Genomic DNA, 22,796 nt, shown 5'->3' with positions numbered 1-22,796 from the left:
GGACGAGGAAGCCTTCATGCGCCGCCTTCTGGACTCGCCATCGTGCTTCGAGACGGCTCCTGCGGAGCCTCCTCAGCATGAGGGCGAGGGTGGCTGCCCTTCACCCGATTGCCCTATGAGAGCGGCCCTTATGAGTTGCATCGAGTGTTTAGGCGAGCCATGTCAGTTTGGCATCGTGAGCTGCGACATAGATAAATGCATTCCAGGCCCTGACGAATATCCAGCTGACAAAGCAGCCCACGGGCGCGGAAGGTAATGCCGGAGATGGCGGCGTGGCAAGCGTCTCGACCGCGCCGATGTCGATCACGACTTCGCCTTTAGCGTCATACGGGTAGCCAGTGCATGGCGGCTCGCAGACCCAAAAAAACAAACCTGACAGAGACACTTCTGCTTGCTTGTATGCTTCACGATCAGCAGCCGAGGACGCATCGCCGTCGGCCATCCAGATTTCAAGTGAAAGCTCCACCTTGCGGTTTACATAGTCAATCGTGACGACCTTCAACACTGAGTCGTGAAATCCGTTCGGTAGCGAAGCAGCAAGGTCATCAAGGGTCATAGCTGTAAGTCTGCCACAGGGCAGCAAAGCCGCACAGGGCTATTTTAATTGCCCGTGAACTCTTTGAACGGCCGCCAGGCGCCCTGATTTTCAATGGATAGCGGCGGCAAAAGTCGTCCAGCGCGTTCAGGCTCAAAAAGCGCAACTCCCCCTCACCCCTCCCCGTGCAAATTCCTCTCCTCCATCCGCGCGAGGAAGACGAAGCATACGGCGATGAAGATCGCGCCCACCAGAAACGCCGTGCGGAACGTCTCGCGCAGCGCTTCGACATCGGCGCCCGTGGCCGCTTCCGCCGCCAGCGCATTATGGCCGTCGCCGATGACGATCGCGCCGAAGACCGCGACGATCAGCGCGGCGCCGAGCTGCCGGAAGAATTGCATCACCGCCGTCGCCGTGCCGAGATTATGCCCCGGCGCCGCGCTCTGCACGCAGACCGTCGTCACCGGCAGCATGGTTCCGACGCCGAGCCCGACGATCGCGAGCAGCGCGTCCAGCGCGGCGAGCGGCAGATCGGCGAGAAATTGCCGCGCCGCGAGCAGCGAGACGAAGGCCAAAGCGAGGGCGGCGAGCGGCGCCGCTTTGTAGTGGCGCACGCGGCTCAGCAGTCGGCCGGAGATCGTCGCGCCCGTCACCGTCGCCACGGTGAGCGGGATCAGCGCGAGGCCGGACTGGTCGGCCGTGAGGCGCAGCGCGCCCTCGAAATAGATCGGCATGAACATGGTCAGCGCGACGAAAGTGCCGAGGCCGAAGCCGCCGGAGAGAATGGCGTTGCGAATGACGCCGTCGGCGAGCACGGCGAGCGGGATGAGCGGCTCCTCGGCCGTCTTGGTGCGCCAGGCGAAGATCGCCCAGCCGATGAGCGCCGTGGCGAACAGGCTCAGAACCGGCGCCGAGCCCCAGGGATAGCGCACGCCGCCCCATGAGAGCGCCAGCAGCGAGGCGACCGAGGCGGTGACGAGCAGCGCCGCGCCGGAAAGATCGACGCGATGCGGATGGCGGCGCAGCGGCAGCCGCGCCAGCTTGAAATAAGTCATGAAGAAAGCGGCGAGGCCGAGCGGCACATTGATCCAGAAGATCAGCGACCAATGCAGATATTCGGCGAAGACGCCGCCGAGGATCGGCCCGCCGACGCTGGCGCCGGCGAAGACGACCGAAAAATAGGTGAGCGCGCGGCCGCGCTCGCGCACGCTGACGAGATCGGCGACGATGGTCTGCGCCAGAGCGATGAGCCCGCCGCCGCCCATGCCCTGCACGGCGCGTGCGATCGCGAGCGTGGTGATGTTCGGCGACAATGCGCAGGCGATGGAGCCCAGCACGAAAGTGAAAATTCCGATGAGCAGCATCACGCGCACGCCATGGATATCGGCGAGCTTGCCATAGAGCGGCGTCACCGCGGTGGCGGCGACGAGATAGGCGGTGACGATCCACGGCAGATGCGCGAAATCGCCGAGGTCCTGGCCGATCGTCGGCAGAGCGGTGGCGACGATCGTCTGGTCGAGCGCCGAGAGCAGCATGGCGAGGCCGAGCCCCACCATGATCATCAGAATTTCGCCTCTGCTCAGATCGGCGCGGGAAAATCCCGTGGCGGGCTTGTTCACTCGGTTTCGTCCTCTGCACGAATCGCCGGCCGGAAGCAGGAGCGCGCGAGTATGGCGCCGTCGCGACCGACGACGATGATCTCGAGCTCCGTCGCGCGATTGCCGAGAGCGCGGGCGGCGGTATCGAAGGCTCGTCGCGCGATCGGGGAAGCAAGGTCCAGTCCTGCCGCGCTCGCGATGGCCAGCGCCTCGAGCGCGCTATTGGCGTTTCGAATCGCCGCGCCCGTCGCCTCGTCTGCGCCCGCCGCGCGGGCTGTCGCCGCGAGATCGCCGAGATCGACCGAGGAGCGGCCGGAATGGAGATCGAGCCGCCCTTGCGCGAGCTTGGTCAGCTTGGCGAAGCCGCCGGCGATCGTCACCCGCGGAACCGTGTGGGTGCGCAAATATTTGAGCAGCCCGCCGGCGAAATCGCCCATCTCGATCAGCGCCTCCTCCTTCAGACCGTAGAGCTTGCGCACGGCCTCTTCCGAGGTGGAGCCGGTGGAGCCGGCGATATGGTCGAGGCCGCAGGCGAGGGCGACATCGATCCCGCGATGGATGGTGTCGATCCAGGCGGAGCAGGAATAGGGCACGACGATTCCCGTCGTGCCGAGAATGGAGAGCCCGCCGATGATGCCGAGCCTCCCGTTGAGCGTCGAGCGGGCGAGCTCCTCGCCCCGATCGACGGAGATTTCGACTGTCGCGTCCGGCGTCACGCCCAGTTCCGCCGCGGCCTCCTCGATCGTCTGCCGCATCATGGCGCGGGGGACGGGGTTGATGGCCGGCTCGCCCGGCGGCAGCGGCAGGCCGGGGCGCGTCACCATGCCGACGCCGGGCCCGGCCGCAAAGCCGACGCCCGTCCCCGGCGGCGCGCGGCGCACTCGGGCGCGGATCAGCGCGCCATGGGTGACGTCGGGATCATCGCCCGCGTCCTTCACCACGCCGGCCTCGGCATAGTCTTCACCGCGCGTAAAATTCGCCAGAGCGAAGGCGACGCGCGTCCCGCCCGGCAGGCCGATCTCCACCGGATCGGGCGGGTCGCGGCCGGAGACGAGCGCGGCGAAGGCCGCCCGCGTCGCCGCCGTGGCGCAGGCGCCCGTGGTCCAGCCGCGGCGCAGCGGCGGCTTTTTCGGCGTGTCCGGGCTTTGCGACGCGTCTGTCATGGGCGACACATAAACCGCATTCTCTCCTCGCGACACTGCGCGCGAGTTGGACTAGAAGAAGCCTCCTCATCGAAGGAGCGAGACAGGGAGCCGAAATGACGCGCAATCTTCTCAATTCCCGGATTTTCCTCGCGCCGGCGGAGGCCGCGGGCGGCGGTTTTTCGCTCACGAGCCCCGATATCGCCGAGGGCGCGGCCATCGACCGCAAATTCGTTTTCAACGGCTTCGGCGGGACGGGCGACAATGTCTCGCCGGAGCTGCGCTGGAGCGAGCCGCCCGCCGGAACCAAGAGCTTCGCGCTCTTTTGCCATGATCCCGATGCGCCGACCGGCGGCGCGGGCTTTTGGCATTGGCTGGTCATCGATATCCCCGCCGACGCGCGCGGGCTGAAGCAGGGCGCGGGAACGCCGGACGGCGCCGGCTTGCCTTCGGGCGCAAAGCAAATTCGCAGCGATTACGGCTTTGTCCATTGGGGCGGCCCGTGTCCGCCGGTCGGCGATCCGCCGCATCGCTATGTCTTCACAATCTATGCGCTCGGCGTCGAGAAGGTGGAGGCGCCCGATGGCGCGACGGCCTCGCTGGTCGGCTTCATCGTCAATCAGAACGTCCTCGCCAAGGCGAGCCTCACCGGCCTCTTCGGCCGCTGAATTTTGCTCGACGCCCTTGCGGATCATCTCGCGCTGGCCGCGCTCGGTCTTTCGATCGAGGCGGCGATCGGCTATCCGCAATGGCTCTTTTCCGCCATCGGCCATCCGGTCACCTGGATCGGCGCGCTGATCGCATGGCTCGATCGCCGCCTCAATCGCGACGGCGCGCCGCCTCTTCTGCGCCGTCTCGTGGGCGTCGGCGCGATTCTCGTGATCGTCTCGATCGCGCTGGCCGTAGGCGTGCTGTTGCAGCGGGCCTGTCTCGCTTTGCCTTTCGGCATCGTTCCGCTCGCTGTGCTGACGTCGAGCCTCTATGCGCAGCGCAGCCTCTATTCGCATGTGAGGGATGTGGCGGATGCGCTCGACCAATCGCTGGAGCGCGGCCGCGCCAGCGTGGGAAAAATCGTCGGCCGTGATGTGTCGCGTCTCGACGAGGCGGGCGTGAGCCGGGCGGCGATCGAAAGTCTGGCCGAGAATTTCTCGGACGGGGTGATCGGCCCCGCCCTCGCCACGGCCTTGTTCGGCCTGCCCGGAGCGCTCATATACAAGGCCTCTAATACGGCCGACAGCATGATAGGCCATAGGACGATGCGATATGAAGCGTTCGGTTGGGCGAGCGCCCGGCTGGACGATCTCCTCAATCTCTCGGCGGCGCGCCTCTCCGCGCTATTCGTCGCGGCAGGCGCCGCGATGACGGGAGCCTCCTTCCGGGCCGCGCTCTCGACCTGCAGCCGCGACGCGCGCGCGCATGCCTCGCCCAACGCCGGCTGGCCGGAGGCGGCGATGGCCGGCGCGCTGGGGCTGCGCCTCGGCGGGCCGCGCGCCTATGGATCGCATGAGGTCGACGGCGCCTGGCTCGGCTCGGGGCGCGCCGAAGCGACGCCGGCCGATATTCGGCGCGCTTTGCGGATTTTCCGATGCGCTGCGGCGACGGCAATCTGCGTTTTCGCGGGCGTCGCTCTAGCACTGCTCAGTAAATAGGCGATTTAGCTGGTCCTTAGGCGTAAGGAGTGAAAAATTTTCGGCGCCTCGCGTAAAACAACATCAGATTTCATTTCCCGTGACATTGACTATGCTATAATTTCTTTTTTGTGCGCTGCAACAAAGCTCGAATGAGCTGCGACGCATGAATAGGAGCGCGGAGAGATGGATCGGTTGTCGTACCAGTTCTATGAGATGATGCATCTGGCGTTCGCCCCGGCGCGGGCGATGTCGGACGCCACGCTCACGACCTTCAAGAACCCGTTCAATCCCTTCTCGCACACATCCGTAGGGCGCAGCGTCGCAGCGGCGGCCGAATTGTTCGAGCGCATGACGCGTCGCTATGGCAAGCCCGTCTTCGGCCTTCCCGAGACGCTGATCGACGGCGTCGCGACGCCCATTATCGAGGAGGTCGTCTGGGAGCGCCCCTTCTGCCGGCTGCTGCATTTCCGCCGCGCTTTTGTGGGAGCCGCGCTCCATGGCGTCGAGCCTCGCCAGTCCAAGCTGCTGATCGTCGCGCCAATGTCCGGCCATTACGCCACGCTGCTGCGCGGCACGGTCGAGGCTTTTCTGCCGAGCCATGACGTCTACATCACCGATTGGAGCGACGCCCGCGCGGTGCCGACCGAGAAAGGCGTCTTCGGCCTCGACGATTATGTCGATTATCTCGTCGACGCTCTGCGCCTCTTGTCGAAGCGCGACGACGGCGTGCCGCTGCATACGCTCGGCGTCTGTCAGGCGTCGGTGCCGCTGATCTGCGCCGTCGCGGCGCTGGATGGCGAGGGCGGCGTAGACGCGCCCGAATCCATGGTGCTGATGGGCGGCCCCATCGATCCGCGCCGCAGCCCGACGGCGGTCAATCGCCTCGCGGTGGAGCGCGGCGTCGACTGGTTCCATCGCAATTGCATCCATAGCGTGCCCTTTCCCCATGCGGGCCTCGGGCGCAAGGTCTATCCGGGCTTTCTGCAGCTCTCGGGCTTCATGGCGATGAATCTCGAGAAGCATGTCGCCGCCCATTTCGACATGTTCAACCATCTCGTCGAGGGCGACGGCGATTCGGCCGAGAAGCATCGCGATTTCTACGACGAATATCTCGCCGTCATGGACCTCGCGGGGGAGTTCTATCTCGAGACGGTCGAGAAAGTGTTCATCCGCCACGAGATTCCGCAGGGCCTGCTGCGCCATCGCGGCGAGATCATCGATCTTGCGGCGGTCCAGCGCACCGCGCTGATGACGGTGGAAGGCGAGAAGGACGACATCTCCGGCGTCGGCCAGACTTACGCCGCGCAAGAGCTGTGCATGAACATTCCCGAGGCCCGCAAGCAGCATTATCTGCAAGAGGGCGTCGGCCATTACGGCGTGTTCAACGGTTCGCGCTTTCGCCGCGACATCGTCCCGCGCATCCGCGATTTCTTCACGCGGGTGGAGACGAGGCCGTCCTGAACGAAGCGAGAGCGAATTATCGAGGGGCGTGAAATGGCCGATCTCAGAGAGATCAGCGTCACTCTTTCTTCGGAGGCGGTCGCCACGATCGAGGAAGCGATCGAAGCCGGAGAATATGCTTCGGCGAGCGAAGTGGTGCGCGACGCGCTGCGGGATTGGCGAGAGCGCCGCGCCTTGGTCTCGCTCAGTCCCGAGGAATTGCGCCAATTATGGCGGGAGGGGCTGGAGAGTGGCGAGCCCGTCGAAGCGCGGCCGGTCTTCGAACGGCTGCTCGACAAGTTTCGCAATATGGCTTCCGGCGGACGGTGACGCGCCTTCTCGTCAAGCCGCGCGCCGCCCTCGATCTCGAGCAGATCGGCGAAGTGATCGCATCGCATAGCCCGGCGGCCGCGCTGAGAGTCCTCACGCGGCTTCAGAAGGCCTCCGAACTATTGTCCGAACGGCCGAAGCTCGGCATGGCTCGACCGGACATCGCGCCGAATCTTCGCTATTTTCCTGCCGGGACCTATTTGATCCTCTATCGCGAGATCGAGGACGGCGTCGAAATCGTCCGCTATGTCCACGGGCGCCGAAAGTTGCAGGATCTGATCTGATCCACGCTCCGGCGCACTATGCCGGCAACAGCCCCTTGCGCAAATTCTCCCCCGCCAGCGTGATGATGCGACCGACGGCGGCGGGATCGGCGAGCCAGGCCTCTATGCGCGGATGGGTGAGCTGCGCCGGCGTGCAGCGGCGATAGACCTTGTAGCACTCGGAAAGATAGTACGGCAGCGTGACGAACTCGCCGACCTCGCTCGAGAGATGATAATTCTCGAGCTTGAAAGTGTAGCTGCCCTGCACGCCATACCATTCGCCGATCGGCGGATAGATGGGAAAAATCTCCGCGCGTCCGAGATCGTCGATCGCATAATAGTCGATGTTGATCGCCGGCGTCGGCAGGCCGACGCGCGCAAAGAGCTTCTTGGCGAGATCGAAGAGCACGAAGGGCTTGGGGTGCACGAGCGAATACATGAACACGCCGCGCCGCGACCAATTGGCGATCTCGGGCGAGAGGTCCATATCATATTTGCTCTTGCTCGCCTCGACCAGCTCCGTCACCGCATCGTTCCACACGTCGAAATAGCCGAGCGCCTCATAGACATTGCGGTTGAACAGCGCATGCGCCTCCTCGACCGAGAGGCCGCGGCGGAAGGCGAAGACGGCGAGCGCCGAATGATAGGGGCCGACCGGGCCGATCGTCGGCGCATGGCCGCGCGTCGCGTCGAGCAGGTAGACGAGATCGGGATGAAAGGCGGCGAAGGTGATCGCCGGAAACATGATCACTCTGTCGAGCAGCGCGCACAGCTCCGCCGAGCCGCCGCCGCGCACATGCCCGGGCAGAAACTCATGGCTGAACACATAGTCGTAAGTGGCGAGCGTTTTCGCCAGCAGCTTCATATCGGCGAGCGTCTTGCCGATCGCCGAGAAATGCGAGACGCGCGCGCTCGGATCGAGCAGCTTCATCGCATAGGCGACGCCGAAAGCCTGGCAATTGCCGATGACGGCGACGCTCGGCCCGGTGAGGCGCGGGCCCTTCGAATAGAAGGGCGCGAGCCGCGGCGCCACGAGGTGATTGTACCAGGAGCGGATGATCTGTCGGTCGATCTGAGACAACATGCGCGCGTGATGCCGTTGTGTCGCGGCCCGAAATCAAGTCGGCGCCGTAGGATGACAAGCGCCCGGTCGCCGTCTATGCTCCCGGACGCATCGATGAGGCCGCCGCATTCATCCCGATCCGGCGCGCCGTTCTCGCCTTTGCGAAGGCGGACCGCGCGTCTTCGATGAACCGGCTCGACGAGCCCTGCGGCCGGCGGCTTTCCAGGAGACCGACAATTGGCGGAACATCCCTATAGCTCCCTACCCGACCATCGCTTCTGGCGCAAGGCGGTGACGCAGACGCCGCCCTTCGCGATCGACCCCATTCTCTCCACGCCGTTCAAAATCTCTCTGAAAGACAGAGTGGCGACCGGCGGGAGCTGTTTCGCGCAAGAAATCGCTCAGAAACTAAAGGCGAGCGGCTACCACTATTATCTCGCCGAGCAGCCGCCGGAGGGCATGTCCGCCGCCGAGGCGGAGCGGCGCAATTATTCGATGTATTCCTGCCGCTACGGCAATCTCTACACCACGACGGCGCTGCTCCAGCTGTTCGACCGCGCCTATGGCGCCTTCAAGCCCGAGCTCGTGCATTGGGTGCGGCAGGAGGACGGCCGCATCGTCGATCCGTTCCGCCCGAGCATAGAGCCGGACGGCTATGAGTCGATCGACGACATGCTGGCCGAGCGCGAGCGGCATTTTGCCGCCGTGCGCAAAATGTTCGAGACGCTCGACGTCTTCGTCTTCACTTTCGGCCATACCGAATCCTGGCGCTGCCATGACGGCGCGGTGCTGCAGCAGGCGCCGGGCGTCGCCGGCGGCGTCTGGGACCCGTCGGTCTTCGCCTTCCACAATATGACAGTGTCGGAGGTGGTGCGCGACTTCCTCGCCTCCGTCGATCGCATCCGTTCCGTCAATGCGAATGCGCGCATCATTCTCACCGTCTCGCCGGTCGGCATCATCGCCACCTATGAGGATCGCCATGTGCTCGAGGCCAATTCGGCGATCAAGGCGATTTTGCGCGCCGCGGCCGACGAGGTGGTGCGGGCGCGGCCCAACATCGCCTATTTCCCGTCTTATGACGTCGCCACGGCGCCGCCCAATGTCGCGCGTTTCTACCGGGAGGATGTGCGGCGCATAAATTCCTTCGGCATCGGCCAGACGATGCGCCTGTTCTTCGACCATTTCACCGAGCGCGAGACGCAGACGGCCAAGATCGAGCCGCTGAAATTCGACGTGGCGGCGGAGGCGGAGAGCAATTCCCGCATCGTCTGCGACGAAGAGGCGATCGAAACCGCCTGACCCGCACGAGCTCCGACCACGAGCTCCGACTTGGCGGCGCGGATCGCGAAACGATCCGCGCTCCCTGAGGAGACGAGCGGATGGGCCGTGAAAGCGAGGTCCTTCGTTTTCTGAAACTAGAGCTTATATATCAACCGTCGCAGTTCGAACGGAGAATGACGCCTCATGGTCACGGGCTCGCTCGCTCTCGCCGCCGCCGGCGCCTTCACGGGGGCGTCTCTCTACGTCAATCTGGTCGAGCAGCCCGCGCGGCTGAAGCTCGACGACAAAGCGCTCGTCGAGGAATGGGAGACCTCGGACCATCGCGGATTCGCGCTGCTCGCCGGGCTCTCGCTCGCTTCGGCGATTCTCGGCTTCATCGACTACAAGACCTCGGACGATTCGCGCTGGCTCGCCGGCGCGGCGACGATCATCGCCGCTTGGCCCTTCATGTTCTACGCGGTGGCGCCGCTCAATAACCGCATTCTCGCGCTGATCGGCGCCGAGGACCGCGCCGATGCGCGCAAGGCGATCGTGCTCTGGGGCGCTCTGGAGCAGGCGCTCACCGCGCTCGGCGCGCTGGCGGTGGCCCTCTTCGTCTTCGCGAGCGGCTGAGATGGCGAGCGGCTGAGACGGCGGCCGAAGATTCGACAAGATGATCGTCGATCCTCCTTCTCCAATGCAGAAGGAGGATCGACATGACGCGCTCTTTCGCCCTCGATGTTCTCGCGCCATCGGCCTGCGCGCTTCTGGCGGCGGCGACGCTGGCCTCGGGCCCGGCCGCCGGCGCCTCGTCCAATGATCCGCGCGGCGTCTGGCTGCGGCCGGAAGGCGGCGTGCAGTTCAGCTTCTATGATTGCGAGGCCGGCAAGCTCTGCGCCAAGGTCGTCGCCGCGCAAAACGCCGAGGATCGCTCATCCATCGGCGCGGTGATCCTGCGCGGCGCCAGGCAGACCGGGCCCAATGAATGGGCCGGACAGCTCTTCAATGTCGAGGACGGCAAGACCTATGACGGCTTCATCACCGTCAAGAGCCCGACGCGATTGACGCTGAAAGGGTGCCTCTGGGGCATGCTGTGCAGCGATGAGACCTGGACGCGCGTCTCCGCGCCGCCGGCCGCGCACGCCATGGTCGACGCCGATCTGCGTTAGCGTTTCCAGCCGAAGTGGACGCCGGTTCGGCGTTGGAAACGCGTCGAAATAAAAGCCGAGAGTCTTTTTCGTGTTTCATGAAACAGGGAAAGACTCTCGGTCTTCGCGTCAAATCTCGTTGGAATAGACGCGGATCGATTTGATCTCGAAGCGTGCCGGCATCGCGCTCTTGTCGATGGGTCCGCCCCAGGAGCCGCCGAGCGCGAGATTGATGCGAATGCGCATCGGCTTTCGCAGCGGATCGTCGGGACCGCGCGGCGTCACGGCGAGCACTTGCCGGCCGTCGATCGAGACGGCGATGATCTCGGCGCTCCAATCCAGCCGATAGCGGTGCCATTGCGTGGAGAGCGCCGGCACATTGGTCTCGGCCGACCAATTGGTCAGCTCCTCCAGCGTCGGCCCGGCATGGACGCTGGTGAAGGCGATGTCGGGCTGCTTGCCGACCGCCTCCAGAATGTCGATCTCGCGATAGGGCGCGCCATCCTCGCCGCCGAGCATCCAGATCGCCGGCCAGGTGCCGGCGCCTTTCGGCGCGCGCGCGACGATCTCGACGGAGCCATAGCGCATGGAGCGCCGCGACACGATGCTGCCGGAGGTGAATTCGGCGCAGAGCGTCGAGCGCGTCCAATCGCTGGAGGCGCGGTCGTAGCGCGGGTTCACGACGCCTTCCGCGCGGCCTTCCAGCACCAGCGCGCCATTGGCGACGAAGACATTCGACTGCCGATAATATTGCTCCTCACGATTGCGGATGAGGCCGATCTCATAGGACCAGAAATTCTCGTCCAGCGCGGCGGCGCGCGAAAAATCCTCCTCATGGACGAGACGGGTGGCCGCGGGCGCCGCGCGCTTCGTCTCGGCGGCGAGGCTTTTGCCGGCGAAAGCGAAGGCCGTGACGCCGAGCGCGCAGAACAGCAGCGCAGCCGCGTCCGCGCGCCGGTCGAGGCGCGTCGAGACGAGAGGGAGCGAGGGCGCGGCGGCGACAGCGGCTCGTCGCGGCGCGCGCCGCAGCAGGCGGCGACGCAGAAAGGCGAGCAAGGGCTTTTCGATGAAGAGATGGGTGAGAACGCCCGCGGCGATGGAGAGCGACAGCGTGGAGACGACCGCGGCCATGCCGATGAGCGGCTGATCGACCGGAAGATGCAGCGCCCGCGCCGCGACGCGCGCGAGCGTCAACACCAGCGGATGCGCGAGATAGATCGAATAGGAGGCGTCGCCGAGCAGCATCAGCATGGGCGAGCGCGGCAGCCGCCCATGCGCCTCGTTCGACAGCAGGCCGAGCAGAAGCGCAGCCGAGGCGATCCCCGTCTGGACGCGCGTGAAATCATCGGCGTCGAACATCACGACGATGACGAAGCTTCCGCCGCCGATGAGCATGGCCGCATAGCGCGGCGCGATCTTCGCCATTTTCTTCTGCAGGAAGAGATAGCCGACCGCCGCGCCGATGACGAATTCGAGGATGATCGGATTGCAATAGATATGCGGAAAGGGATCGACCGGCAGAAAGGCGAGATAATAGGCCGCCGCCGCCGAGAACAGAAAAGCCAGCGTCACCAGCCGCAGGCGGATGGACGGAAGGACGAGCAGCGCCGCGAAGACGATGTAGAAATAGATCTCGTAATTGAGCGTCCATCCCAGCTTGAAAAAGGGCGTGTAATTGCTTTCGAGCGGATTGAAGTGGGGGATGAACAGCAGCGACAGCGCGACATGGTCGAATGTCACGAGATTATGCAGCATGGCCGCCGGCCAGACGAGGCAGACGGCGAGGATCGCGAGCGTGAACAGCCAGTAGAGCGGCGCGACGCGGATGAGACGGCGCGCCAAAAATTCGCCCGGCGTGGTCGGCCGCTGCGCGGTGACGACCATCATGATGAAGCCGCTGATCACGAAGAACAGATCGACTCCGGCCGCGCCGAAGGCGCGCGGCGTCGGCCAGTAGAATTGCTCGGTGTAGACTCCGGTATGGCTGAAGACGACGAGAATCGCCGCGGCCGCCCGCAAATATTGGACGGCGCGGATTTCCTCGCTCCCGTTCACGCTGCTGTCGGACAACGCCGCTCCTTTCGACACATTTCGACGTCGCGGCCGCGGGGGCCACGGATATGCTGTGCCAATCGGGGACGCCCCCGACGGCTCGTGCGATCGGTTGAAGGAAACATGCCAAGCGGCCGGAGCGGAATCTGGACCGCGAGTCTTCAGGCTCGCTTCATCTGCGCGCCGCGAGCGGGATCGACGCGTCAGCGAATCGCTTGCGCGGCGGCGCTCTCGGCCGCGGCCTGCGCCGTTTCGGCGGCGAGCGGGCCGATGAGGATGAAGGCGAAGCCCGCCGCCCGCCACTCCACCGCGGCGAGGCCGGGCGCGGTCTTGGGCGGGGCGGCCGAAGGATGCTCGCCGCCGGCGCGCTCGAAATAGAGAGCGGCGCGCGCGCCGCCGCCGGAGGATTGGTAGATCAACAGCCCGGCCGGGGCGAGAACGCCCGGAATCAGCCGGCCGCCGATGAGCTCGAGGCCGGCTCCGGTCAGATCGGGCAGGCGTCCGAAGCCGGCGCGCTCGCCGAGCCAGAGCGAGAGCTCGCCTTTGCGGTCGGCGCCGATCTCCACCGGCCGCGCATCCTGCGCGAAGGTCTGATAGGCGAGCTGGGCGTGGGCGACGAGGCCCGGCGGCTCGATGATCACACGCTGCGCGGGGGCGGGCGGCGAGGCGGGGCCGGTGAAGGCGAGCAGCGCCGCTCCCGCCACCACGGCGCCGGCGAGCAGCGTCAGCAGCGACATGACGATGGCCGGCCGGCGCGGGAGCTTGCGGCTCGTGTCCGACCGCCGCATGGCCCGCAGCGAAGCGCCCTTGCTGGGGCTGAAGCGCGCCCAATTGACGCCGGAGCCGAAGCTGCGGGTGAGGCTCGTCACCGAGGCGGTCCGCAGCCCGGCGGGCACGGGCTCCTTCACCGTCTGCGCGAAGGCCGCGCGCAGCGCCGCATTCTGACGCCGCCAGCCCTCGACCAGCGCGGCGTCCTCGGCGTGGCTGTGCAGATGGTCCTCTATGCGCCGGCGATTTTCGGCGTCGAGCTCGCCGTCGACGAAAGCGTGCAGCTCGGATTCGTCGACATGCTCGCGGGGGCTCATCTTCGCCGGCTCGCTATTTCACGACGCGCAAATGCGGCCCGGGCCGTCGGCCGGCTTCGGCCCCCGGCGAGGGGTGGCGGTCCAGCGCGGTCAGCGCCGAGCGGGCGCGCATCAGCCGCATCAGCGCCACCGGACGATCGGTGCGGGTGATGCGCGCGACCTCGTCGTAAGTGAATCCCTCGAGCACGACGAGCAGAAGCGTCTCTCTCTCCTCGAAGGGAAGATCGGCGAGCCGATGCATGATCGCCGGCTGGCGCAGCGAGGGTCGGTGCGGCGCGGCGGCGCGCAGCCGACGTTGCGCGGCGTGGGTCAGAGTGGCGTAGAGGTCGACGCGCAGGTCGAGCACGGCGCCGGGGGAATCTTGTCTCGATTCGTCGGCCGTGGTCTGCAGCGCGCTCTGGACGAGCTCGTCGGCGAGATCATTGACCGCGCCGGAAAGCAGCGCGCGGGCGTAGCGACGCAGGCCCGGCGTGAGCCTTTCCAAGGTCTCGTCGAAATCCTCCGCCTGTCCCATCGCTCGGCCCGTCTCGCGCGGCCCTTACGCCTCGTCCGCGCGGCGCTGGTTCTGTTTCTTCCCGGACGGATATTATGCCAGTCCGGCGCGATTGACTATCTCCGCGCCCTGAGATTTATGTGTTTTTGTATGTCGGGCCGCATGCGCGGCCGGAGACGCCTCCGGTCGGTCGGACCGCTCCAAATACCCAGCTCGCGCGCCAAGCTCACGCGAAAGCCGCGCGCGTTTTGCGCAGCCCTCCAACGGCGTTGCCGACAGGCGGCGGAACCCCGCCTCTCGATCGCAGATTTATGGACCTTTGCTCCCATGTCGCAACCGGAACCGACGTCGAACGGCAATATTTTCAGCGGCGTTCTCGCCGGCAAGCGTGGCCTCGTGCTGGGCGTCGCCAATAACAAGTCGATCGCCTGGGGCATCGCCAAGGCCGCGGCCGACGCCGGCGCGCAGCTCGCCCTCACCTTCCAGGTCGAGGCGCTGGAAAAGCGCGTTCGCCCGCTCGCCGCGGAGATCGGCGCGACGGTGGTCGGCCGCTGCGACGTCTCCGAGCCGGAGACGATCGACGCCGTCTTCGCCGAGGTCGAGAAGATGTGGGGCAGAATCGACTTCGTCGTCCATTGCCTCGCCTTCTCGGACAAGGATCAGCTCGACGGCCGCTATGTCGACACGACGGCGGAGAATTTCACGCAATCGCTGCTGATCTCCTGCTTCTCCTTCACGGCGGTCGCCCAGCGCGCCGAGAAGCTGATGACCGAGGGCGGCTCGCTGCTCACGCTCACTTATTACGGCGCCGAGAAATGGATGCCGCATTACAATGTGATGGGCGTCGCCAAGGCCGCGCTGGAGGCGTCGGTGCGCTATCTCGCCGCCGATCTCGGCGAGAAGAATATTCGTGTCAACGCCATTTCCGCCGGGCCGATCAAGACTTTGGCGGCGTCGGGCATCGGCGACTTCCGCTATATTCTGCGCTGGAACGAATATAATGCGCCGCTGCGCCGCGTGGTGACGATCGAGGAAGTGGGCGAGACGGCGGTCTATCTGCTCTCGCCCATGGCGCGCGGCGTCACCGGCGAGGTGCTGCATGTCGACGCCGGCTATCATGTGGTGGGCATGATGAATCCGGGCGCCGCGCCGAAAATGGCCTCGCTGCTGGCCCTGCTGCCGCAGCATACGACCGAGACGAAATAGTCTTCATTCGGTAACGGCCGTCGTTCCCGACGCGCGCGAAATCGCGCGTTCGGGAATGCGCAGGCTATGCGCGAAAGCCTCGAGTCGTGGCGCGGGAGTCCCCGCAGGGCTGCGAATCCAGGTTGACAAACCCTACACAGCCACGTCATGCCCGCGCTTGTCGCGGGCATCCACGCCAGGACATTGCAACACGCGGGGAGACGAAGCGGCGTTGTGCCGCTCATGTTCTCAGCTTTCCGTGTCGTCGCGGCGTGGATGGCCGCGACGAGCGCGGCCATGACGCTGCAACACGTCTGCTCGTTAACCCGAATTCGGAGCCCAGGGAATTCCCCCACGCCAGTTGATAACGTATCTCAATTGAGATACGTTATCGGGCGAATAGGGGGTAGACACATGGCTGCGCGCACTTCCATGCTGCATGTCCGAGTGGACGATGAAACCAAGGCGCAAGCGACGGCTGCGCTCAGCGCCATGGGCTTGTCCGTCTCCGACGCCGTGCGGCTGTTCTTGCGTCGAGTCGTGGCGGAGCAAGCCTTCCCGCTGGAACTCAAGGCGCCCAACGCCGAAACGCGTTCCGCCATGGCGGAGGCCGAAGAAATAGCCCGGACTCGCCGCGGCCGCTTCGCCACCGCCGGCGAATTGTTTGCCGATCTTGAAAAAGTCCGCGGCGAGTAAGAGAGCGCAACTGCCTCGCGCGGCAGATTATGCAAAGTCGTTCCGGAAAGATTGGGAACGACTGTCGCGCTCCGGTCGGTTCGATATGAACCGGCTCAAAGAGGCCATGTTGCTGCTGATCGCCAATAGCGCCCCACTCGGACCGGAGTGGCGCGACCATCCGTTGAAAGGCGAATGGAAGGGCTACCGAGAATGCCACATCGGTGGCGATTTCCTGCTGGCCCATAAGGTGGACGATAGCGACGAGGCCGGCCTCGTCGTGTTCATTCGCGCCGGCGCGCATGCCGACCTTTTCGACGAGTAGCCGGTCGCGTCCTCGGCGCGTCCACTGATGCTCCATAATTTAGCGTCGCGAAACGCTCGAGGAGCCGCCCCTCAGCGGAACTTCACCGTGAGATCGGTGCCGACGGCGCCGGTCTCCGAGCTCGGCCCCTGATCGGAGACGATGATCGAGCCGCCGAGCCAAAGACGGTCGGCGATCTTCTGGCGCACCTCCTCGGAGAGCTCGATGCGATCCAGAGCGTCGGCGGCGCTGGAGGCGGGGCCCATGGGCGCTGCGCTGCGCTCCTCCACCATGCCCTTCTTTTTATGGGTGGCGCGCGCCTCCGCGATGCGCGGCGGCATGGAGAGAGCCGACCATTTGAGCGCGCCGTCCTCGCCCGTCGCCGTGGCGATATAGAGATGCGAGCCGAGCGGGCGCTCCGGCTCGCGGATCGTCGCCGGCGCCTCGAAGATCGGCGTCAGCCCCTGGCGCACATAGATGCGCTGATTCTTCTTGCTCACCAGAATGGAGATCGGCGCGGTCCGCAATTGCGCGTCCTTATCCGCCTTGGCCGCGGCGGCCGAGGCTTCCGCCGCCTCGCGGGAGCGGCGCGCGGCGTCGACAAATTCGGCGTCGCTCGCATTGTAGGCGGTCCTGGCCGCCTCGAGCCGCGTCTTGGCTTCGGCGAGGGTGGCGTCGGCCTTCGTCCTCGCCGCTTCGGCCGGGCTCGCGCCATCGTTGGTGGGCAGTTCCGGCTTTGCGGTCGCGACATCCTGCCGCTTGGCGGCGGCGCTCTCCGCCGCCTTGGCGGCGGTTTCGGCCTTGGCGCGTGCGACGACCTCGGCCGCTTCGGCGGATTTCAGCTCGGCCGAGGCGCGCGCTGCCTCCTGCCGCTTGGCGTTCAGCGCGAGCGAGGCTTCGGTCGCCGCTTTGGAGGCGGCCGCCGCATCGGCCGCGGCCTTGGTTTTCAGCTGCTCGGCGTAGCGCCGCGGATTGAGCAGCGGAGCGGAGCCGCCATCGGCGAAGCCGTCGCGCAGCCCCGTATCGGCGAGCGTCGCCGCCGAGGCCTCCGTGGGCGAGCGCATCAGCGGCGCGGGCAGCGCCGGATGCGAGATTTCCGTCGGCGAGAGATCATAGGGCGCGATGACGACGCGCTCGCCGATGCGCGTCATGCCCCAGAGCTTCTGCGCGAAGGCGCCCGGCAGGCGGATGCAGCCGTGCGAGGCCGGATGGCCGGTCACATGGCCCGTGTGCATGGCGACGCCGGACCAGGTGACGCGCTGCATGAAGGGCATGGGCGCGCCGGAATAGAGATTGGAGCGGTGGAAGCGCTCGCGGCCGAGAATGGTGAACATGCCCTCCGGCGTCGGATGGCCGGGCACGCCGGTGGAGATCGTCGAGCGGTCGACGAGGCCATTGTGATTATAGATGGAGATGTGCTGGCCGCCGAGCGACACCACGGCGAAGAGCGGCCGGGCGAGGCTCACAGTCTCGCTCGGCTTGGCGTCGGCGGCGGATTTTGCCCGCTTGCCATGCCCCTTGCGCGGCGCCCTCGGGGCGTCGGCGTCGGAAGCGGAATAGCCCAGCGCCGCGGCGGGCCTCGCCTCCAGAACGACGACGGCGGCGGCGAGGACGGCGGCGGCGGAGACGCCGGCGGTGCAGACCGCGGAAAAGGCGCGAACGCAGACCCTGCGGCTGCGCGCTACAGCAGCGACTTCCGACATGACGCGAAAACTCCCGACACACACGAACACGTTGCTCGACCAGATAACGCTCCCATCCGATCTGGACAGAGCGTCACCCTCGCCTGCATTGCTCTTATTGGTTAACGATCGGCTGACATCTATGCGCCGGCGCACTTTACGAAGAATTGCATCGCTTTTTCCGCGTTCGCGCCACAATGCCTCGAGGCCGTTCGCGTCTTTGGTCCGCCCCGCGTGCGCCGCCCCCGGATCGAGCCTTATTTGTCGATGTGGATTCTTCGGAAGCGGAAAATCCCGGGAGAGCATGATTCTGGAAGAGCGGGATTCGGGGAGAGGAAAATCGTGGCGACCTCGTTTCGTAACGCGCTGGGGCGGCTGGCGGCGCTGCCGCTGGCTCTCGCGCTCGCGCTCGCGCCGGCCGGGGCCTGTACGAGCTTTCTGCTGAAGGCCGCCGACGGCTCGCCCGTCTATGGCCGCACATTGGAGTTCGGCTTTCCGCTCGAATCGGAGGCGATCGTCATTCCGCGCCATTACGCCGCGCGGGCGACGGGGCCGGAGGGCAAGCCCAGTTGGGGCTGGAAGTCCCGCTATGCGATCGCCGGGCTCAACGCCTTCGGCCTGCCGGTCGTCGTCGACGGGCTGAACGAAAAAGGCCTCGCCGGCGGCATTCTCTATTTTCCGGGCTTCGCCGGCTATGCCGATCCCGCGACCGCCGATCCCAATTCCGCCGATTACCGCCATGCGCTCGCGCCCTGGGATTTCCTCACCTGGGCGCTGGGCAATTTCGCCAGCGTCGCCGAGCTGCGCGCCGCGCTCGACACGATCGCCATCGTCGATCTCGTCCAGCCGACGCTCGGCATCACGCCGCCCTTCCACTATGCGCTGCACGACGCCAGCGGCGCCTCGCTCGTCGTCGAGCCGATCGGCGGCCGGCTGAAGGTCTATGACAATCCGCTCGGCGTGATGACCAACGCCCCGTCCTTCGACTGGCATATGACCAATCTGCGCAATTATGTGAAGCTCTCGCCGGTCGACGCTCCGCCGCTGAAAATCGCCGGCGAGTCATTCGCCCCGCTCGGCGCGGGCTCCGGCCTGCTCGGCGTTCCCGGCGATCCGACCCCGCCCTCGCGCTTCGTGCGCGCGGTGGGCCTCACCCTCTCCGCCGAGCCGCAGAAGAACGCCGCCGAGACGGTGCGCCTCGCCGAGCATATTCTCAATAATTTCGACATTCCGATGGGGCTGGTGCGCGTTTCGCCGCAGGAGACGTCGCGCTTCGAATACACGCAATGGTCGTCGATCGCCGATCTCTCCGGGCGTGTCTATTATGTGAAGAGCTATGATAATCAATCGCTGCGCAGCATCGATCTGACGAAGCTCGAGCTCGAAGGCCGCAGCGTGCGGGCGGCCCCGCTGCGACCTTCCTCGAGGGCGGCTCCGGTCGAATTTCCCCGACATTGAGGCCCGGCCGGCGTTCGTCGCTGCGTCGGCGAACGCCGGCTAAAAGATTTCCGAGAAAGCCGGATTTATCGAAAAACCGATCCCCGCTTTTTGTAAAATCCGGCCCGGGACGTCGAGAACGCCTTGTCACGGGTGAGGCTTTTTGTTAGACGGGCCGCCTGCCGGAGCTTCGGTCTCGATCGAGGCGCCCCGGAGCGGTCGTGGCGGAATTGGTAGACGCGCTAGCTTGAGGTGCTAGTTGGGCAACCAGTGGAGGTTCGAGTCCTCTCGACCGCACCAAGTCTCGAGGCCTCGAGGCTCCTTATCGGTCGGCTATCGGCGCGGCGCTCGGCCGCGGATCGACGTCGGCGAAAGCCTCCCCCCCCCCGATCGGAAGACCAGCGCTGTCGTCGCCCCATCTGGTCCGAGCCGGATGGAAAATGCGCCCGGCCGGCAAAGATCGGGACGAATTCCCGCGTCCGCCGCAGCTTCTATTGTAGAACCTCGAGCGTCGACGCCGAATGAGAGAAGCGGCGGTCGGTCGATAGAGAGCATGGAATCGAAAAATGTCGGGTCGCGTATTCAATTGGGACAGGTTCGCGAAAATTTTTCAGCGAAAGGAGCCGACATTCGATCGTTACGTGGACGCGCTTCCGACGCATCAGAACGCCATAGACGCGATCGAAGGTTGGAGCACCGCTTTTCCCGAGGCCTATAATGTGAAGGCCGGCATTGTTCCGACCTTTTATGACGCGCGAATCTTCTGGGCCATCGAATGTTTCGGCTCGCTCGAGGGTCGCGAGGTGCTGGAGCTCGGCCCGCTCGAGGCCGGCCACACCTATATGCTGGAGAGCGCCGGCGCGGTGGTCGACGCGGTGGAGGCAAATCAGCTCGCCTTCATGCGCTGCCTCGTCGCCAAGGAAATCTTCCGCTTGCAGAAGGCGCGCTTCTGGCTCGGCGATTTCGTCAAATGGCTGGAGCATACCGACAAGAGCTATGATCTGATCGTCGCCTCCGGCGTGCTGTATCATCAGCACGATCCTCTGCGCCTGCTCGAGCTCATCGCGCAGCGCGCCTCGGCGGTGTTCATCTGGACGCATGTCGTGTCGGATGCGATGCCGCTCTCCGATCCGCGGCGCAGCGTCATGTCGAATCTTCCCGAGGAGCATTCCTTTCACGGCGTCACCGTGCGGGCCTATCCCAGAAGCTATATCAAGGCGGAGGCCAATCCGGCCTTTTGCGGCGGCATGCGCGACGATCATCGTTGGCTCGACAAGGACGATCTGCTCGCGGCGCTGCGGGCGCTCGGCTTCGACGATATTCGCACCACCCATGACGATCCGGACCATTTCTTCGGGCCGGCCATATCGATCTTCGCGCGCAAATCATAGTGGTCTGCCTCACGCGAGCCGATAGCAAGAGGCGGGGCGGGAAGGCGATATGAGAGTGCTGCTGCTCGGCGGCTCCAACGCCGGCGTCTATTTCGGCTGGGCCTCCCAATTGAAGGGGCTCATGTCGGAACATGAGATCACCAATATGTTTCTCGGCGCCGTCGGCTCGCTCTATGGCCTCGCGCGCCTTCAGGAGGCGGAGCGGCGCGAGCAGGCGCCGCCCGATCTCGTCGTTTTCGAATATGCGCTCAACGACATTATCCTGCTCGATGCGGGCTTTGCGACCACGGCCCTGGTTCACGACGCGCTCGCCAGCGTCGCGCAGCATTGCGCGGAGCGCGGCGTCCCGCTGCTTTTCTTGTGTCTTCGTCCGCGTCCGACCGGACGCGCGCGCATCTACTCCTGCGTGAGGCGCATCGAGCGCGTCTATCACGGCGTCGCGAAAGCGCATGGAATGGCGCGCTGCGTGACGCTGGAGACGATCTTCGGCGGCGAGCGTTCCGAGGATTTCGTGGACGCCCATCATCTGACTTCCGAGGCGTCGCTGCGCTGCGCGCAAGTGGTGGCGAAGATCATTTCCCGCGGCGAAATCCCGGTTCCGAGGGCCAGCCGGTTGCACACGCCCATGTTCGATTATGTTCCGGCGACGGCGGCCGAGCCGCAGGGCCGCTGCCGCAGCCTGGACATCACAGCGACGGTTTTCTCCGGGACTTTTCTCGAGATCGCCCGGCCCGGCTCCAGCCGCTGGCCCGGCCGCGGCCGGCTCGCCGGGCTGATGCTGCGCTCGACGGAGACGAGCGGGATATTTCGCATCGCGGCCGGCGGGCGGGCCTTCGCCCGGACGGCGCAATCGAGCATGCGCGAGATCGTGCCCAATCTCATCCTTCTGCATTATTGCCGGTGGCGGCCCTGGGCGGAATTCGATCTCGAGGTCGCAATGCCCGACGAAGAGAGCGCCCTGGCCGGCCTGCCTCAGGACAAGGCGCTGCTGCCGGCGGAGCCGCAGGCGCCCTTCTCCGAGCAGACGCTGCAGATCGCCGGAGTCATGTTCTGGCGTCCGTCCTTCTGGCGGCGCTGGCTGGGGTTTTTCCTGCTCCGTTTCAGCCGCTGGCAGTAGAGCTCTCGCTAGACCAGGGGCTTCTAGGGGCCTCGGCCAAGCGGCGACCACAATTGGACGGCAGTGTCCGCCGCGCTGACGCGTTGAACCAGAGAGGGTCCTGCCATTCATGTCCGACGAGACGAGTGATCACACGGTCGATCTGAGCGACCCTTCCGAATATGAGGACATCGTCTCTCAGCGCGCCATCGCCTTCTGCCACCTCGCAAAAGTCGCCGATTCCGTCCGCGACGAGCAGGTCAAGGAGCAGTGCCTCATCATGCTGCGCAAGCTCAACGCCAGCATAAGGGCGCCCTCGACCGCCGAAGTGCGCTCGATCGATGGCGGACAGATCTGACGCGAGCTCAGCGACGCTCGAGCCGGGCGAAGACTGCTTGCCGGGCGAAGATCGCTTGACGCGCCTCGGCGAGGCGCGCCTCGAGCCGAGCCTGCGAGTCTCGAGCTCCCGTGTCTCGAGCCTCGGCCAGGGCGGATTCATAGTCTTCTGCCGCATCGCCGAGCGCGAAGGCGCCGATGGCGCGCGCCGCGCCTTTGAGCGTGTGGACGAGATCGAGTCGCGCCTTGTCGGAGGCGGCCGCCGCCAGCTTTCCGCAAAATTCCGCCGCCTGGGCGTCGAACAGCTCCAGGAGCTCGGCTTCGAGCGCAACGTCGCCCATCGTCTGCCGCGAAAGATAGGCCCAGTCGATCGCCGGTTCTCCCGCTTCGGGCGCCGCTTTCTCGGCTCGAGGGTTCTCACCATCCGTCATTCTACGTCTCCGATCCGCGCCTGCGGGAAAAGCCGCGCTTTTCCTGTGGATTGCGCCCCACCCGCGCGAGCGGCGCCGGCGATTGCGCTCGCGGCGCCGAATCGGGCGTCGTATTCTCATTCGAATCAATTCTATGTAAGCATTGCTCGCGGTTTCCGGCCCAGCTCCAGATGGCCCGTTTCGTTCCGCTCGAGGTTGAACGCGAAGCATCTTCCTCCA

24 protein-coding genes and 1 tRNA gene are annotated in these 22,796 nt (G+C 65.7%); 16 read left to right on the top strand and 9 right to left on the bottom strand.

Annotated features, from left to right (window positions below):
* Positions 1 to 148 precede the first annotated feature (148 nt).
* The 3 genes from AC6IY7_RS07280 to AC6IY7_RS07270 all read right to left on the bottom strand — a co-directional run bounded on the left by AC6IY7_RS07280 (position 149) and on the right by AC6IY7_RS07270 (position 3,296).
* Entirely contained in the window at positions 149 to 556 is a 408-nt protein-coding gene (locus tag AC6IY7_RS07280) for a hypothetical protein (RefSeq protein WP_497782394.1), read from the bottom strand.
* 152 nt (positions 557 to 708) lie between these two features.
* Positions 709 to 2,154 carry an MDR family MFS transporter gene (locus AC6IY7_RS07275; RefSeq protein WP_497782393.1) on the bottom strand — a complete coding sequence of 482 codons (1,446 nt, stop codon included), beginning with the start codon at positions 2,152 to 2,154 and terminating at the stop codon, positions 709 to 711.
* Complete coding sequence (locus AC6IY7_RS07270) at positions 2,151 to 3,296, bottom strand: cobalt-precorrin-5B (C(1))-methyltransferase (protein ID WP_497782802.1); 1,146 nt, start codon at positions 3,294 to 3,296, stop codon at positions 2,151 to 2,153. Before AC6IY7_RS07270 ends, AC6IY7_RS07275 begins: the two co-directional genes overlap by 4 nt.
* 95 nt (positions 3,297 to 3,391) lie before the next feature.
* Here AC6IY7_RS07270 and AC6IY7_RS07265 point away from each other — a divergent pair, with 95 nt between their 5' ends.
* The 5 genes from AC6IY7_RS07265 (at position 3,392) to AC6IY7_RS07245 (ending at position 6,960) form a co-directional block, all read left to right on the top strand.
* On the top strand, positions 3,392 to 3,943 hold the full coding sequence (locus AC6IY7_RS07265) for a YbhB/YbcL family Raf kinase inhibitor-like protein (RefSeq protein ID WP_497782392.1): 552 nt from the start codon (positions 3,392 to 3,394) through the stop codon (positions 3,941 to 3,943).
* Between the two features lie 3 nt (positions 3,944 to 3,946).
* Positions 3,947 to 4,924: an adenosylcobinamide-phosphate synthase CbiB gene (gene cbiB / locus AC6IY7_RS07260; RefSeq protein ID WP_497782391.1), complete on the top strand. Its 978-nt coding sequence runs from the start codon at positions 3,947 to 3,949 to the stop codon at positions 4,922 to 4,924.
* A 165-nt stretch (positions 4,925 to 5,089) separates the two neighbouring features.
* The gene (locus tag AC6IY7_RS07255) at positions 5,090 to 6,367 is read left to right on the top strand and encodes a polyhydroxyalkanoate depolymerase (RefSeq protein WP_497782390.1); all 1,278 of its coding nucleotides are present in this window, start codon (positions 5,090 to 5,092) and stop codon (positions 6,365 to 6,367) included.
* A gap of 33 nt (positions 6,368 to 6,400) precedes the next feature.
* Positions 6,401 to 6,676, top strand: a complete 276-nt coding sequence (locus AC6IY7_RS07250) for a type II toxin-antitoxin system ParD family antitoxin (protein ID WP_497782389.1) — start codon at positions 6,401 to 6,403, stop codon at positions 6,674 to 6,676.
* Entirely contained in the window at positions 6,673 to 6,960 is a 288-nt protein-coding gene (locus AC6IY7_RS07245) for a type II toxin-antitoxin system RelE/ParE family toxin (RefSeq protein ID WP_497782388.1), read from the top strand. The genes AC6IY7_RS07250 and AC6IY7_RS07245 overlap by 4 nt, the downstream gene beginning before the upstream one ends.
* 16 nt (positions 6,961 to 6,976) lie before the next feature.
* Here AC6IY7_RS07245 and AC6IY7_RS07240 read toward each other — a convergent pair whose 3' ends face one another.
* The gene (locus tag AC6IY7_RS07240; protein ID WP_497782387.1) at positions 6,977 to 8,023 is read right to left on the bottom strand and encodes a WcbI family polysaccharide biosynthesis putative acetyltransferase; all 1,047 of its coding nucleotides are present in this window, start codon (positions 8,021 to 8,023) and stop codon (positions 6,977 to 6,979) included.
* 216 nt (positions 8,024 to 8,239) lie between these two features.
* Between AC6IY7_RS07240 and AC6IY7_RS07235 the strand changes: the two genes are divergently transcribed.
* From AC6IY7_RS07235 to AC6IY7_RS07225, 3 genes are all read left to right on the top strand, one after another.
* The gene (locus AC6IY7_RS07235) at positions 8,240 to 9,301 is read left to right on the top strand and encodes a GSCFA domain-containing protein (protein ID WP_497782386.1); all 1,062 of its coding nucleotides are present in this window, start codon (positions 8,240 to 8,242) and stop codon (positions 9,299 to 9,301) included.
* Between the two features lie 165 nt (positions 9,302 to 9,466).
* Positions 9,467 to 9,895 (top strand): DUF1772 domain-containing protein, encoded by a 429-nt coding sequence (locus AC6IY7_RS07230; protein WP_497782385.1) that lies wholly within the window; start codon positions 9,467 to 9,469, stop codon positions 9,893 to 9,895.
* 83 nt (positions 9,896 to 9,978) lie between these two features.
* A complete protein-coding gene (locus AC6IY7_RS07225; protein ID WP_497782384.1) occupies positions 9,979 to 10,431 on the top strand; it encodes a DUF2147 domain-containing protein in 453 nt (150 codons plus the stop codon).
* Between the two features lie 108 nt (positions 10,432 to 10,539).
* On the opposite strand, the gene AC6IY7_RS07220 is transcribed toward AC6IY7_RS07225, so the two are convergent.
* The 3 genes from AC6IY7_RS07220 to AC6IY7_RS07210 all read right to left on the bottom strand — a co-directional run bounded on the left by AC6IY7_RS07220 (position 10,540) and on the right by AC6IY7_RS07210 (position 14,061).
* On the bottom strand, positions 10,540 to 12,480 hold the full coding sequence (locus tag AC6IY7_RS07220; protein ID WP_497782383.1) for an acyltransferase family protein: 1,941 nt from the start codon (positions 12,478 to 12,480) through the stop codon (positions 10,540 to 10,542).
* Positions 12,481 to 12,665: 185 nt separating this feature from the next.
* The gene (locus AC6IY7_RS07215; RefSeq protein WP_497782382.1) at positions 12,666 to 13,547 is read right to left on the bottom strand and encodes an anti-sigma factor family protein; all 882 of its coding nucleotides are present in this window, start codon (positions 13,545 to 13,547) and stop codon (positions 12,666 to 12,668) included.
* A gap of 13 nt (positions 13,548 to 13,560) precedes the next feature.
* Positions 13,561 to 14,061: a sigma factor-like helix-turn-helix DNA-binding protein gene (locus AC6IY7_RS07210; RefSeq protein ID WP_497782381.1), complete on the bottom strand. Its 501-nt coding sequence runs from the start codon at positions 14,059 to 14,061 to the stop codon at positions 13,561 to 13,563.
* Between the two features lie 306 nt (positions 14,062 to 14,367).
* Between AC6IY7_RS07210 and fabI the strand changes: the two genes are divergently transcribed.
* From fabI to AC6IY7_RS07195, 3 genes are all read left to right on the top strand, one after another.
* Positions 14,368 to 15,246 carry an enoyl-ACP reductase FabI gene (gene fabI / locus AC6IY7_RS07205; protein ID WP_497782380.1) on the top strand — a complete coding sequence of 293 codons (879 nt, stop codon included), beginning with the start codon at positions 14,368 to 14,370 and terminating at the stop codon, positions 15,244 to 15,246.
* A gap of 393 nt (positions 15,247 to 15,639) precedes the next feature.
* Positions 15,640 to 15,921 carry a type II toxin-antitoxin system RelB/DinJ family antitoxin gene (locus AC6IY7_RS07200; protein ID WP_497782379.1) on the top strand — a complete coding sequence of 94 codons (282 nt, stop codon included), beginning with the start codon at positions 15,640 to 15,642 and terminating at the stop codon, positions 15,919 to 15,921.
* Entirely contained in the window at positions 15,890 to 16,225 is a 336-nt protein-coding gene (locus AC6IY7_RS07195; RefSeq protein WP_497782378.1) for a type II toxin-antitoxin system YafQ family toxin, read from the top strand. The genes AC6IY7_RS07200 and AC6IY7_RS07195 overlap by 32 nt, the downstream gene beginning before the upstream one ends.
* 71 nt (positions 16,226 to 16,296) lie before the next feature.
* On the opposite strand, the gene AC6IY7_RS07190 is transcribed toward AC6IY7_RS07195, so the two are convergent.
* Positions 16,297 to 17,907: a L,D-transpeptidase family protein gene (locus AC6IY7_RS07190; protein WP_497782377.1), complete on the bottom strand. Its 1,611-nt coding sequence runs from the start codon at positions 17,905 to 17,907 to the stop codon at positions 16,297 to 16,299.
* 345 nt (positions 17,908 to 18,252) lie between these two features.
* Here AC6IY7_RS07190 and AC6IY7_RS07185 point away from each other — a divergent pair, with 345 nt between their 5' ends.
* The 5 genes from AC6IY7_RS07185 (at position 18,253) to AC6IY7_RS07165 (ending at position 22,168) form a co-directional block, all read left to right on the top strand.
* Complete coding sequence (locus AC6IY7_RS07185; RefSeq protein WP_497782801.1) at positions 18,253 to 19,344, top strand: linear amide C-N hydrolase; 1,092 nt, start codon at positions 18,253 to 18,255, stop codon at positions 19,342 to 19,344.
* Positions 19,345 to 19,538: 194 nt separating this feature from the next.
* Positions 19,539 to 19,623, top strand: a tRNA-Leu gene (locus AC6IY7_RS07180).
* A 341-nt stretch (positions 19,624 to 19,964) separates the two neighbouring features.
* Positions 19,965 to 20,714, top strand: a complete 750-nt coding sequence (locus AC6IY7_RS07175) for a class I SAM-dependent methyltransferase (protein ID WP_497782376.1) — start codon at positions 19,965 to 19,967, stop codon at positions 20,712 to 20,714.
* 49 nt (positions 20,715 to 20,763) lie between these two features.
* Entirely contained in the window at positions 20,764 to 21,831 is a 1,068-nt protein-coding gene (locus AC6IY7_RS07170) for an SGNH/GDSL hydrolase family protein (protein WP_497782375.1), read from the top strand.
* Between the two features lie 109 nt (positions 21,832 to 21,940).
* Positions 21,941 to 22,168 (top strand): hypothetical protein, encoded by a 228-nt coding sequence (locus tag AC6IY7_RS07165; RefSeq protein WP_497782374.1) that lies wholly within the window; start codon positions 21,941 to 21,943, stop codon positions 22,166 to 22,168.
* A gap of 7 nt (positions 22,169 to 22,175) precedes the next feature.
* On the opposite strand, the gene AC6IY7_RS07160 is transcribed toward AC6IY7_RS07165, so the two are convergent.
* Positions 22,176 to 22,577 carry an Hpt domain-containing protein gene (locus AC6IY7_RS07160; RefSeq protein ID WP_497782373.1) on the bottom strand — a complete coding sequence of 134 codons (402 nt, stop codon included), beginning with the start codon at positions 22,575 to 22,577 and terminating at the stop codon, positions 22,176 to 22,178.
* Between the last annotated feature and the right edge of the window lie 219 nt (positions 22,578 to 22,796).

The organism is Methylosinus sp. is20ea, from assembly GCF_059718135.1.
The sequence above is the reverse complement of the archived record's forward strand: the minus strand, read 5'-3'. Positions and strand labels throughout refer to the sequence as shown.

Bases quoted from the DNA above. Each gene is read 5' to 3' on its own strand.
- AC6IY7_RS07280 (WP_497782394.1), bottom strand. From the start codon at position 556: ATGACCCTTGATGACCTTGCTGCTTCGCTACCGAACGGATTTCACGAC.
- AC6IY7_RS07270 (WP_497782802.1), bottom strand. From the start codon at position 3,296: ATGACAGACGCGTCGCAAAGCCCGGACACGCCGAAAAAGCCGCCGCTG.
- AC6IY7_RS07265 (WP_497782392.1), top strand. From the start codon at position 3,392: ATGACGCGCAATCTTCTCAATTCCCGGATTTTCCTCGCGCCGGCGGAG.
- AC6IY7_RS07255 (WP_497782390.1), top strand. From the start codon at position 5,090: ATGGATCGGTTGTCGTACCAGTTCTATGAGATGATGCATCTGGCGTTC.
- AC6IY7_RS07250 (WP_497782389.1), top strand. From the start codon at position 6,401: ATGGCCGATCTCAGAGAGATCAGCGTCACTCTTTCTTCGGAGGCGGTC.
- AC6IY7_RS07240 (WP_497782387.1), bottom strand. From the start codon at position 8,023: ATGTTGTCTCAGATCGACCGACAGATCATCCGCTCCTGGTACAATCAC.
- AC6IY7_RS07230 (WP_497782385.1), top strand. From the start codon at position 9,467: ATGGTCACGGGCTCGCTCGCTCTCGCCGCCGCCGGCGCCTTCACGGGG.
- AC6IY7_RS07225 (WP_497782384.1), top strand. From the start codon at position 9,979: ATGACGCGCTCTTTCGCCCTCGATGTTCTCGCGCCATCGGCCTGCGCG.
- AC6IY7_RS07215 (WP_497782382.1), bottom strand. From the start codon at position 13,547: ATGAGCCCCCGCGAGCATGTCGACGAATCCGAGCTGCACGCTTTCGTC.
- AC6IY7_RS07210 (WP_497782381.1), bottom strand. From the start codon at position 14,061: ATGGGACAGGCGGAGGATTTCGACGAGACCTTGGAAAGGCTCACGCCG.
- fabI (WP_497782380.1), top strand. From the start codon at position 14,368: ATGTCGCAACCGGAACCGACGTCGAACGGCAATATTTTCAGCGGCGTT.
- AC6IY7_RS07200 (WP_497782379.1), top strand. From the start codon at position 15,640: ATGGCTGCGCGCACTTCCATGCTGCATGTCCGAGTGGACGATGAAACC.
- AC6IY7_RS07190 (WP_497782377.1), bottom strand. From the start codon at position 17,907: ATGTCGGAAGTCGCTGCTGTAGCGCGCAGCCGCAGGGTCTGCGTTCGC.
- AC6IY7_RS07170 (WP_497782375.1), top strand. From the start codon at position 20,764: ATGAGAGTGCTGCTGCTCGGCGGCTCCAACGCCGGCGTCTATTTCGGC.
- AC6IY7_RS07165 (WP_497782374.1), top strand. From the start codon at position 21,941: ATGTCCGACGAGACGAGTGATCACACGGTCGATCTGAGCGACCCTTCC.
- AC6IY7_RS07160 (WP_497782373.1), bottom strand. From the start codon at position 22,577: ATGACGGATGGTGAGAACCCTCGAGCCGAGAAAGCGGCGCCCGAAGCG.